The 11,690-nt window shown below is 64.4% G+C and carries 11 protein-coding genes; all 11 read right to left on the bottom strand.

Annotated elements, in window-relative coordinates:
- Positions 1–672 (bottom strand): type I-E CRISPR-associated protein Cas6/Cse3/CasE, encoded by a 672-nt coding sequence (gene cas6e / locus TQ29_RS02855; protein ID WP_037204911.1) that lies wholly within the window; start codon positions 670–672, stop codon positions 1–3.
- Positions 669–1,391, bottom strand: a complete 723-nt coding sequence (gene cas5e, locus TQ29_RS02850; protein ID WP_054537935.1) for a type I-E CRISPR-associated protein Cas5/CasD — start codon at positions 1,389–1,391, stop codon at positions 669–671. The genes cas6e and cas5e overlap by 4 nt, the downstream gene beginning before the upstream one ends.
- Positions 1,384–2,442, bottom strand: a complete 1,059-nt coding sequence (cas7e, locus tag TQ29_RS02845; RefSeq protein WP_054537934.1) for a type I-E CRISPR-associated protein Cas7/Cse4/CasC — start codon at positions 2,440–2,442, stop codon at positions 1,384–1,386. The genes cas5e and cas7e overlap by 8 nt, the downstream gene beginning before the upstream one ends.
- Entirely contained in the window at positions 2,439–2,942 is a 504-nt protein-coding gene (casB, locus tag TQ29_RS02840) for a type I-E CRISPR-associated protein Cse2/CasB (RefSeq protein WP_054537933.1), read from the bottom strand. Before casB ends, cas7e begins: the two co-directional genes overlap by 4 nt.
- Complete coding sequence (gene casA / locus TQ29_RS02835; protein ID WP_054537932.1) at positions 2,939–4,450, bottom strand: type I-E CRISPR-associated protein Cse1/CasA; 1,512 nt, start codon at positions 4,448–4,450, stop codon at positions 2,939–2,941. The genes casB and casA overlap by 4 nt, the downstream gene beginning before the upstream one ends.
- A gap of 339 nt (positions 4,451–4,789) precedes the next feature.
- The gene (cas3, locus tag TQ29_RS02830) at positions 4,790–7,243 is read right to left on the bottom strand and encodes a CRISPR-associated helicase Cas3' (protein WP_162231803.1); all 2,454 of its coding nucleotides are present in this window, start codon (positions 7,241–7,243) and stop codon (positions 4,790–4,792) included.
- A 14-nt stretch (positions 7,244–7,257) separates the two neighbouring features.
- Positions 7,258–7,680 carry a hypothetical protein gene (locus TQ29_RS20190; RefSeq protein WP_082386498.1) on the bottom strand — a complete coding sequence of 141 codons (423 nt, stop codon included), beginning with the start codon at positions 7,678–7,680 and terminating at the stop codon, positions 7,258–7,260.
- A gap of 372 nt (positions 7,681–8,052) precedes the next feature.
- Positions 8,053–8,913 carry an extensin family protein gene (locus TQ29_RS02825; protein ID WP_054537930.1) on the bottom strand — a complete coding sequence of 287 codons (861 nt, stop codon included), beginning with the start codon at positions 8,911–8,913 and terminating at the stop codon, positions 8,053–8,055.
- Positions 8,910–9,830: a prephenate/arogenate dehydrogenase family protein gene (locus TQ29_RS02820; RefSeq protein WP_054537929.1), complete on the bottom strand. Its 921-nt coding sequence runs from the start codon at positions 9,828–9,830 to the stop codon at positions 8,910–8,912. Before TQ29_RS02820 ends, TQ29_RS02825 begins: the two co-directional genes overlap by 4 nt.
- Positions 9,830–10,912 carry a histidinol-phosphate transaminase gene (gene hisC, locus TQ29_RS02815; protein ID WP_054537928.1) on the bottom strand — a complete coding sequence of 361 codons (1,083 nt, stop codon included), beginning with the start codon at positions 10,910–10,912 and terminating at the stop codon, positions 9,830–9,832. The genes TQ29_RS02820 and hisC overlap by 1 nt, the downstream gene beginning before the upstream one ends.
- 80 nt (positions 10,913–10,992) lie before the next feature.
- Positions 10,993–11,514 carry a TIGR00645 family protein gene (locus TQ29_RS02810; RefSeq protein ID WP_207642726.1) on the bottom strand — a complete coding sequence of 174 codons (522 nt, stop codon included), beginning with the start codon at positions 11,512–11,514 and terminating at the stop codon, positions 10,993–10,995.
- Between the last annotated feature and the right edge of the window lie 176 nt (positions 11,515–11,690).

Here is an 11,690-nt window from a genome sequence, read left to right as displayed (position 1 = left end):
TTACGCCCTCCGGATCAGCATCAGCCCACAGCCGAACCCCTTGGCACGACCGAAGCCTTGCGCCAGCTTTGCAAGAAAGGCCTTGGGGTCGGTTACGGCGATTTCTCCGGTCAGGTCGAGGATACCGAACCGCGGCTCTCCCCTGCGCTTGCCCCTATGGCCCGGCAGGGTCAGAGTCTGGTAGTGTTGCACCTGGGTTCGCAGCGCCTCGAAGCCCGCGCGCGCGCCCTGCCCTGCCATCCATTCTGAAGCCGCCTCCGCCGCCAGATCCAGCCGCCTGGCATTGCGATCCGCCTTGGGCAGGCCGTGCAGCCGGTGCATCACGATATCGACCCGGTTGCGCTTTTCTCCACGCAAGTCGCGCGTGGCATTGGCGCGCAGAAGATAGGACAACCGGTCACCCGGCCGAAGGTCCGGAGCATGTTCGCGAATCTCCGGTGGCTCGAAAAGCGGGCTGGTCTGCGGCGGGCACACAGATTGCACGATAAACGCTCCCTCGCCCTCCGCGCGCCAGAGGAAATCGCGTTCCGCCGTGGGGTCGCCCGCGAAAAGCGACCAGATAAGCCGGTGATGTGCGTCTGCGCGCGCGCCGCCCTGTGCCGGATCCAGAAGCGCATCAAGGGCGGCAACCTGCGGATCGCGCGACAGACGCACACGGGACAAATAGATCATGGCGCCCCCTCGCCCGGGTCTTGCACCATGGCGGCGTTGACCTCGGGATGGGCAACGCTGTAGCGCCCCTTGCCGAAATGCCAGAGCCCACGATCGATGGCACGGTCGTGCCGGGTCTGCTGTCGCGCGGGCGCGTCCAGATCGGTGCCCTCGTCCGCGACGATCTCGATCATCTGTCGCGCCCCGATCCACGGCGGCAGGCGCAACTGCGTCAAGGCCCGGGCCGGATTGTCTGCCGCCACGATCCGCGGATCGAACGGCGCCGAAAGCGGGCAGGACTTGCGGCCCAGATAGACCTGAAATGCCGGGCGTTGCAGCGCCCGCGCCAGCCCGGGCAGATCGCCGCCCGACACCGCCACCCCGAAAACGCAATCGCATCGGTAGTCGCGACTGGTCAGCGTGGTGTTCAGCTTGTCGCTGCCGGCCGCTTCCCGCAGCGCCTCGGGCCGGGACTGCGGTGCCTTTACAGCGGCCGAGGGCACGGTCTGAACAGTATGATAGTCGCGCAACGGGGCGGAGCGCCCAAAACTGGCGACTGCAATATCCAGCTGCTCCAGATCCGCAAACGGCTGATCGCGCCTGCGTCCAAGCGCGGCACCCAACGTCCCGATCACCGCCGAACGGCCCGGCAGGCTTAGCGTACCGCGCCGGTCGTGCCCGCCGAACTCGCCCATGGCGCCGATGGCGGCGACCAGCTGAAAGATCAGATACTCACGCATCGGCGCACAAACCGCTTGCGGTTTCGGCTGCGAAAGCGGCGATCTCGGCAAGCGTCCCGTGTCCCTTTGGAACATCCATCATGCGGGTCTCAAAAGATATGCCATAGGCCCGGTCGATCTTGTCTGCCATATCGGTCAGGGCGTCGATACTCCCACCCAGATCCGGGGCTACCGCCTTGTGAAACGCGCCCGACAGGTCGCGCGGCTGCGCAGGCCCCCGCTCGACGCGAATGTATCCGGCGCGCGGGTGGTGGGCATGGCTATTCTGCTTGCCCTTTGGCGTGGCCGTCGCCAGCGCCCTGGCCAGCGCGTCGATGCCTTTCGCCGCCAACGCCTTGTCGCCGGCAAGGTTTTCCACCAGCAGATCGACATTCACACAGGCATAAAGATAGTAGATACCCGATCCGAACCCATTCTCGCCGAGGTGGCCCGCGCCGGCGTCCTCGTCGCGGGTCTTCAGATCATCCACCGCCGAAAACCAGTCATCCTGCACCTGCGCGCGATGGGTGGTAAAGGCATGCGCCAGCTGAACTGCGGCCTCGCGGTTATAGGCCGGGCTATCGGCCAGCATCCGTCCGAACATGGCGATATCCACCGCCCCGTCGGCACGCCGCAGCATCGCCTGCTTCAGCTCCTTGTCCTTGGGAAAGTCCTCGCCCGCCACGGCCTTCGCGGCCAAAGCGCGCGCCAGCGCCCATTCATCGGGCGAAACAAAGGCCAGCGTCGTGGCCTTGGTGCTACCCTTCTCCAGCTTGGAAAACACGGTGCCAATCTCGATCGCGATCCTCTTGGCCTCGGCCTCGGTCACTCCCTGTTGCGTCAACTCCTCGGCAAGCACCGTGGCCAGCCGCTGCGTCCGCGTGCCGATATTCCCGGCCAGATCCTGGGCGAAATAGCTGCTGTCCCGCACCGCGCGCTTCAGCGATTGCGACGAGATCCGAAGCCGCGGACTGCCGCCGATCAGCGCCTGTTTCGGCCGCCCCTGATCATCGCGGTTCGGGTTCGACAGTGGATAGGTTGTAAGCAAGTGAAATTGAACAAATGTTGTCATTGGGAAACGTCCTCAGGCTGGTTGTCCCAGGGCGCAACCGCCCGGTAATAATCAAAGCACCAGTTGGTGCGGGTCCGGTCGTTCCAGAAAAGGATCGCCGCTCCCAGATGCGCGACATTGACGGAATGTCGAACCGTCGGCAGGGCTCGCCTGATGGCGGTTTCAACATCTTCGTCCGATGATTGCACCAGCCGCTCGAACCGCAGCGGCGACAACGCGGGCGGATCGCCCACCCCTAACCGGCGCGGCAAACTGGCCTTCGCGTCTTCGCGCACATGCGCCAGAACCCGCGCCAGACGGGCGATCCTGGTACCGTCTCGCAGGCCGAGCGCCTGCGCCAGCTGATGCACCGGCTTGTGGCAGAGCACCGTCACATCGTCGCCCCGCCGAAGCCGCGCCGACAGCGCCTTTTGCTCCCCGGTCTTGCGCGATCCAAGCTCGCGTGTCCACCAGCCAAGGATGATCTGACCCGGTCTTTTGGTCTTCTCATGCTTACTCACGTCATCACCTCTCGCTGCGTCGTTCTTTCCGGTGGCACCACATCCAGACCAGCCCAAAGCGACTTGCCCTGCTTGCTGCGCCCATACACCAGCGCCATCAGTGTTGTGCGCTCTTCCACAATTTTCAGAACGCCCGTCGCCTTTTTCTTCTTGTCTTCAATGTTGGGGAACTTTTTCCAGTACAGCCCCGGCAGTGCCAACGCGTCGAACTGCGCCAGCGCCTGACGGCCAAGCGCCCCAAGAAACTTCTGCGAAATATCCGCCGCATCGAAATCAGGCGCGGACAGCACCGCCAACGCATCCAGAAAATCGCCTTCGGTCGCGCTCCAGAACTGTTCATATTCCGCGTCGCGGGCCGACCCTTCGGCTACAAGCGCCGTCAACGCCCGGCGCAGTGCCGATGCCACCGTCTCGGCCGCGCCGATCATGCTCTCGGCCTGCCTTTGCGCCGCCGCGTCGAACGTCAGAAGCGGCAGTTCCTCCCACAGGAAATCCTTGGGCTTCATGTTGTCCATCGCCCAGCCAGCGGCGATCATCCGCTTCGCCTGACGCCCATAGCGTTCATAAAACCCCTCGATACAGGCTGCCCGCAAACGAAGCCCGCTTTCCTGTTTCGGATCGCTCAGCAAGATGCCGATCCAGTTGCGCCAGGGCAGCCGCCCCGTGGCCGGGTGGCGCGGCAAAAGCTCGGCCCCTTCCTTCGGCCTGTAGTAGGGCGACAAAGGGTGCCGCCAAAGCCCGTAATTCGTTCCGTAGGGTCGCTGAACCACGCCGGTGACCCTGTCCGGCTCTGCCACAAGCCGAAGCCGGCGCGGCATTCCAAAGAACGCCTCGACCGGATGCGCCTGACCTGCTCCAACGCTTTGGTCCGCCTCGGAAGTCCGGGTGGGTCGCATCCAGGGCAGATCACCTGGGTTTGCGGGGCGGCCGCAGGGCACATTCGCCCAGACCAGATCCCACAGCCCCGTTCCCGGGTCGGCCAGCGTCACCAGCGGCCCTCCTCCCCGCATCGAGGTGCGGTTCCCCGCCCCGCCAGAGGGCGCGAACTGCTGAAAGGCATATAGCGCCATCGCCGCCAGCGGCAGGTCGAGTGCCGCGTAGCGATCGCGATGCACCATCAGATCGGCATTGTTCTTCGCCGTGTTGCCACCTGCGGAATCGATGAACAGCAGATCCGGCCCCGATGGCGCGCCGGGCAGATCCTCAAGGTCCTGCAAGAACTTCGGCCCGTCGCCCAGCAACGAGAATGCCGACGCGTATTCCGCCAGCCTCTCCTGCAATCGCACCGGATCGGACCTGCCCCCTTCCCACGAAAAGTCATCTTCAGGCGGCGTCGCCATGAACACCATCCCGATCAGCAGCTCATAACACGCAAGGTTCAGATCGGCTCGCGGCCAGTCGGGTGCAGCAATTTCAGGATCGGTCATCTGATGCGGCGCGATGGTGCGGCGCGACCCGTCCTTCAAACGGACAGGGATCCAAGAATCAGAGATCAGGTTGAGCGGCATGTAATTCTCAAAAAAATGGGATCAGGGCGAAAAATCGTGCCCGCAGTTGCCCCTCCAGCAATACTGAAACGGCAGTGAAAGGCTAGGAAGGCATCTTGATCATCTTGGCAACCTCCGCCTCACTGCGCGGCTGCGTCAACAGCCGGATTAGAGAAGTAGCGAAGGGGTGAGAGGAGATTCCCGCCCTTTCTTCGTTAGTATCGGGTCACAGGTAATGACCTGTCAACAGAAAATAATCCCCTTTCATACTAACCCCAATTACAGACTTATTATCCCCTTATCCCCGCATGGGCGGGGAGCTTACTCTGACTCCCATCACAGACGGGCCATCCCGAACAGTCAGGAACTGCCAAAAACTAAACCTCTTTCCCGGTCGTAAGACAAGCCCTCACAAATGGCGCCAGCCTCGCCAAGCGGGCAAACGACAAGGCGGGTTTGCATCCAGTCGGGCCAGCCTTCTTTTACCGCACTGACCTCCGGGGTCATCTGATCCGGCAGGGGTAGCCGGTCCAGCTTGTAGGCCGCCGCGCTGACCTCGGCGTATTGACGGGTCTCGGCCGACCAGACCTCGCCTTCGAGCGGCAGCAGCCCCTTGTCCGTAATCCTCGCCAAGACCAGGGCCCGCTGCTCGCGTCCCAGCCGGGTCGGAAAATCGGCCTCATCGGAAAAGCCTTTGATCCGGCGATATGGGCTGGCAAGATCGATCAGATTCTGTTCCGCAAGATCGCTTTGGGCATAACTCTTGCCGACCCGGTCGCGCTCCGCCTGATCCAGCACCTGCGGCAATTCCCCATCTGTCAGCCCCGCCTCGATCAGGTCACGCAGACCGCCGGGCGCGTCGATCGAACCCGCGCTGAAAATGGCACGCGCCGCCCGCCATTGCAGGTCCAGCGGATAGGTGAACGCCCCGCGATCCAGCACTTGGCGCAGCCAGAGGTCATCCGCCACCTGGTCGGGGTCCGGGGACAGCACATGCAGCACCGGCGACGGCCGAGGGCGCGTATTTTGCGGCCGACGGTCCATATGCCGCCATAGCCGCCCTGCCCTTTGCACCAGCGCCGGTATCGGCGCCAGGTCAGAGACCATCACATCAAAATCCAGGTCCAGCGAACTTTCGACGACCTGCGTTGCCACCAGCACCCGCCCCGGCCTGTCGCCCCGCCCCTTGCCAAACGTCGCCAGCGCCTGCGCCTCGTGGCGCATTCGATCCGCCAGAGCGAACCGCGCATGCAGCAGGTCCGCTTCGATGCCTCGCTCGCGCAAGGCAGTGGCCGCCTGGATCGCGTCGTCGACCGCATTGCGCACCCAAAGCGCCGCCGCCCCATCGGTCACGGCCCGATCCAGCAGGTCGAGAACGGATGCCACGTCCGGCACGCGCTTGACCGCAACCGGACCGCGCCTGCTTACCGTTGTCAGGCCGGTAACCTGCGAATGCCCCGCGATGCTCAGCGCCGGATAGGCGCGGCTCGTGGGCGGCGAAACGCCAAACGCCTCGCAGAGCATCTCCCGGAATGCCACCGGCAGGGTTGCCGTCATCAGGATCGCCGAACCGCCCATTCGCCGATGCAGCCGCAGAAGCTGGCACAGCTGCCCTGCCATATAAGGATCGCCCATTTCATGAACCTCATCCACGATCAGGATCTTCTGGCTCAACGCATAATGGCGCAGCATCGCGTGGCGTACGGGCAAGCCGGACAACAGCGCCTGGTCGATCGTCCCCACGCCGACATTGGCCAAAAGCGCCCGCCGTCGATCATCCGCAAGCCATGTGGTGCACGAGGGCAGCACCGGATCGGGTTCTGTCCGGATCACCTCGCGAAACCGGTGCGACAGCGTCGCCCGCCCATGCGCCAGCGCAACACTTGGCGGCGCGTCAAAAAGGCCGCCGACCAGATCGGCGACCCGGTCGAACATCGCATTGGCCGTGGCCATCGTCGGCAGGGCAAAGTAAAGCCCCTGGCCCTTGCCCGCCCGCATCATCCGCTGCGCAAGGATCAGCGCCGCCTCGGTCTTGCCAGAGCCGGTCTCGTCTTCGATCAGCGCAAGGATCGGGTGGTCGGGCAGGTCCACATCGCAGACGGACCGCTGCATGGGCCGCAAACTCCACGTCTGCGGGATGATCGAACACGACGACACTTGCGGAATATCGAGCCCCGCGCGCCGCACCGCTTGCGCCGCCTTGTCGCGCGCCAGATCAAGATAGGCCCGGGCATCCGGCCCGGCAGCGACCGGCGGAAAGAATGCCGGGTTCGATCCAATCCAGTCGGCCGTCGCGATCAACCCCGGCAACCACCAGCTTTGCGCCACGATTTCTTGCAAGGGCATTTCGAAACGTGCCTCGGGCCACAGTGCAATGAACTGGCGCAGACAGTCCCGCGCATCACCCGGCGCGCCTGGACCCGCCGCCACCCGCATCCTGTAGAAATCCTCTTTCTTCGGCGGGCATCCATGGTGACCGGCAATCGCCGCATAAAGCGCTTTTCGGGCATGGGAATTCACGGCAAGCGTGGCAAGATCGTCATCAAAATCTTGCAACCAAAGCTCGGTTACCTCCCAATGCCGGCCCTCCGTCTGCGGCTTTCCGTCGCGCAGCATGTCCCGGAAGCTGTCGCTAATCTTGCCCAGATCGTGCAAAGCTGCGGCCAGTGAATAAAAAGCCTTGCGCCCGGCAGGAATGTCGAGCCGCGCAACAAGGCACTCCGCGACCGCCCCGACGTCAATCATGTGATAAAGTGCAGGATGTTCGGTTCCGTCCTCGGGTGCGGACTTACCTGGCCAATCCAAAAGTGCCATCAGTCACTCCGGGCTCATCTGTCCGGGCCTGCCGGTGCGGCAGGCGGTTGACGGCGGAAGAGTTCCAATCCACGCGCGAGCTTCCCCCGGCGGCCATTAAGTTGCAGACCGGTTTTCTGGCGGATCAGGGCAATCTCCGCCTCGGTGAAGAAAGGATCCGACCCAGGGCTGTGTGGCCAGCGGTTGCCGTTCATTCCCAGAACAAGAAACTGGCGAACGGGCCGCCGCGGAAGCGCAAGTGATACCCCCTTCACAAGCCGTTGATGCCCAGTGACGTTAACCTGAGGAAACACCGCTTCAAAAGCGTGCACCATACGCTGTGCTGTTCGGTGTTCACAGCCGAATTCGTCTGTCACGTCCTGCAATCGGATTCGGTCATACCGCGAGGTCGCCATGTCAGCGACGCGCAACAGATTGGCAGCTTTTGAGAAGGTCATTCAGACAAACTCATTCCCGGATTGCGCTGACTATGCCAGAGCAGCATGACAATTTTTGTCATGCTGGCACATTCAACGTATCTAGCAAACCTGGAGGATCAACCTTCAGTTGTCGAGAGACCACATTCGATACCGTCCGTGACCAGTCACTTCTCGGATGAGCCCGTGTGCCTCCACCCACGCCAGATTGCGCTGAACGGCGGCGCGACTGGCGTTTGAGAGGCTTTGGCCATTGGTGCCGACACCAAGGCCAATCGGTGAAGATACTTCGCAAAGCAACCGGCGTGCGGCCCGACAAATGCGCCATGACGTTCTCTGTCCGCCCAGCCCATGCCTCAATACTGTCCAAGTGACGCATTGCGGCCAGTGCGCCTAGCGGCAATAGGGGCCGGAACGGTGATCTGCCGTATCCAGGTGGAAATGATCTTTGTGGAAATGGTCTGATTCGGGGCCCAGAACCGTACCAAAGGGGCCGCAGGCCGATTTGTGCATCCGTGTCAGAAGCGCGCCTTCCGCGCCCTTGCCCCAGCCGCTTTGCACATTGAGCGTCGCCCCGTTGGCCAGCGTGATGGCAGAGATATCCACGGCCTTGCCCCGGCCGTGTTCCGAAACCTTCGCGCCTGGCTGATTGTTGCGGGTGCGGCAGGCATAGCCCGATGCCACCTCAAGCTTGGCGACACCGCCGCCCAGCCGTTTGACATGCGGCTTCACGCCCTTCTTCACCCAGCTCTTCAGCGCCTTGGCGGTTTCGCAATCCATGGTCGCCGGCCGGTTCAGCATCACCCCGTCGACCGACGTGATCCGCACCGGGCGATCGATGCCGCAGCCCGCCAGCCGCCCCTCGATCGGCGCCAGTCGCACGCCGATGATTCCCCGGTCGCCACACACCGCACCCGCGCTGGAGGTGGCGACAGGCGCGGCGGGTGCGCGCACCGCGGCCGCGGCGGGTCTGACCAACCCGGACGGGCGCAGCCGGGGCCACAGGGAGCGCATGCCGGCAAGGGAGGCGCTGGCGGCGCCGGACATCCGAACCGGCGCGCTTCGGGCAGCGGTTCGGGCGGCAGGGCGCAGGCGAGGACGCACCGCATCGACGGGCGGGGCGAACACCGGCAACAGGCGCGGCATCAGAACCGGGCGCGGGCGCGGCAGGGGCGAATGGTCGGGCGCCGCGGGCGCGGCCTCGCCCGCCAGCAGGGCGAGCAGCATGGCGACAAGGGCGGCGCCGCGCCTCATGATCCCGTCTTGGCGCGCCCGAAATTCGGCGCGTCCGTATCCTGCCCCGCTTCGATGATGCCGCGACGGATCGCGCGGGTGCGGGTGAAGTAATCGAACAGATGGTCGCCATCCCCGGTGCGGATCGCCCGTTGCAGCGCGAACAGCTCTTCGGTGAACCGGCCGAGGATTTCCAGCGTCGCGTCCTTGTTGTTCAGAAACACGTCGCGCCACATCGTCGGGTCGGAGGCCGCGATGCGGGTGAAATCCCGAAACCCGGCGGCGGAATACTTGATGACCTCGCTGTCGGTCACCCTGCGCAGGTCATCGGCCACGCCGACCATCGTGTAGGCGATCAGATGCGGCGCGTGGCTGGTGACGGCCAGCACCAGATCATGGTGGTCGGGGTCCATCTCATCGACATGGGCGCCCATCGCCTCCCAGAGGCGGCGCAGCCGGGCAATCGCCTGCGGATCCGTGCCTTCGGCCGGCACCAGCAGGCACCACCGGTTGTCGAACAGTTCGGCAAAGCCCGAGCGCGGGCCGGAATGCTCGGTCCCGGCCAGCGGGTGGCCGGGGATGAAATGCACGCCCTCTGGGATATGCGGCGCCACCGCCTCGATCACCGCGCGCTTGACCGAACCGGCATCGGTGACGGTCGCGCCCGGTTTCAGATGCGGCCCGATCTCTTCGGCGACAGCGCCCATCACGCCCACCGGCACGGCCAGCACCACCAGATCGGCGTCTTTCACAGCCTCGGCGGCGGTTTCCACCACCCGGTCGCACAGCCCGATCTCTTGCGCCACCTGCCGTGTCTGGGCCGAACGGGCGGTGCCCACGATCTCTTTCGCCAGGCCACCGCGGCGCATGGCGTGGGCCATCGATCCCGCGATCAGTCCAAGGCCGATCAGGGCGACACGGTCGTAGATCACGCTCATCAGGCCTGGCCCTTGAACGCCCGGACGGCATGGGCCACCCGGCGGCACGATGCCTCGTCGCCCACCGTGATCCGCAGACAGTGCGGCAGCTTGTAGCCGTTGACGCGGCGCACGATGATGCCCTGCGATTTCAGCCATCCATCGCAGGCTTCGGCCTCTGCCGGCGAGGCGAAGCGCGCCAGAATGAAATTCGCGGTCGATGTGTCGGACGGCACCCCGGCCTCGGCCAGCGCTTCGGCCAGCCAGGCCCGCAGACGGGCGTTATCGGCCCGGCAGCGTTCGGTATAGTCAACATCGCGCACAGCGGCCTCGGCGGTTTCAAGCTGTGTCTGGCTCAGGTTGAACGGCCCGCGCACACGGTTCAGCACATCGATGATCTCTGCCGGGCCATATCCCCAGCCGATGCGCAGCCCGCCCAGCCCGTAGATCTTGGAAAACGTGCGCGTCATCACCACGTTGTCCCGCGCCTCGACCAGCGCCGCGCCGCCGTCATAGCCTTCGACGAACTCGGCATAGGCGCCATCGAGCACCAGGATCGCCTGCGGCGGCAGCCCGTCGGCCAGGCGCGCGACCTCGTTCCCGCCGACCATCGTGCCGGTGGGATTGGCCGGGTTGGCGATGAACACCAGCCTGGTACGCTCGTTGCAGGCGTCGAGGATGGCATCCACATCCACCACACGCTCTCGCTCGGGCACTTCCACGGGGGTGGCGCCGGCGGCAAGGGTAGAGATGCGGTACATCGAAAACCCGTGTTCGGTGTGGATCACCTCGTCCCCCGGGCCGGCATAGGCCTGGCACAGGAAGGTGATGATCTCGTCCGACCCGACGCCACAGATCACGCGGCCCGGATCAACCCCGTGCACGTCGCCGATGGCCTGGCGCAGCTTGGCGTGATCGGTCGGCGGATAGCGGTGCAGCTGATGGGCCGTCCGCGCGAAGGCCTCCTTCGCCTTGTCGGACGGGCCGAACGGGTTCTCGTTCGAGGAAAGCTTGACGACCTCCGCCACGCCGTCCAGATGGGATTGCCCGCCCTGATAAGGCGCAATCTCCAATATTCCGGGCTGGGGGCGTATCTGTGACATGGTTCTCTCCTGCTAGCCCGATTTCTAGCCCCGCTGCGGGGGCATGGCCAGACGGAAACACAACCGTGCGGCGCGGATGGTCAGTATTTCTTGCCGCTGCGCGCCGTCATCCAGTCCATCGCGGCCATCAGCACGCCCGAGATCACGAAGGTCAGATGGATGACGACCAGCCATTTCAGCTCGGTCGCGCCGAAGGCTGCATCGGCATCCGCCTGCCCGATCTCCATGAAGCGTTTCAGCAGATGAATGGCAGAAATCGCCACGATCGAGGCGATGAGCTTCATCTTCAGCCCCGAGAAATCGACCGTGCCCATCCAGCTTGGCCGGTCGCCGCCATCGTCGATATCAAGCTTGGAGACGAAGTTTTCATAGCCCGAGAACAGCACGATCACCAGAAGGTTCGCCGCCAGCGTCAGGTCGATCAGCGTCAGGATGGCAAGGATCGCCTTGTCGCTGCTCATCACCAGAACCTGCGGCGCGTAATAGGCCAGTTCCCGCAGGAACACGACCATCAGCATGGCCAGCGAGACCACCAGCCCCAGATACATCGGCGCCATCAGCCAGCGCGAGGCGAAAAGCCCCTGTTCGAATTTGCGTTCGATAACGGATTTGTCGGCCATGTCGCTGCCCCCTGTTCGCCTGATACGCGCGGATAGGGCATCGGCGGGCGTGGCGCAATGCGGCAATGCGGCAATCGCATGACCTGAATCAACGCGCAGCCGCGACAATCGGCTAGGACTTGGACAGGCGAACAGGCTGGCGGCCCCCGTGGCAAGGC

Source organism: Actibacterium sp. EMB200-NS6 (assembly GCF_001305615.1).
Lineage (GTDB): Bacteria > Pseudomonadota > Alphaproteobacteria > Rhodobacterales > Rhodobacteraceae > Actibacterium_A > Actibacterium_A naphthalenivorans.
This window is presented reverse-complemented; position numbering and strand designations above follow the sequence as displayed.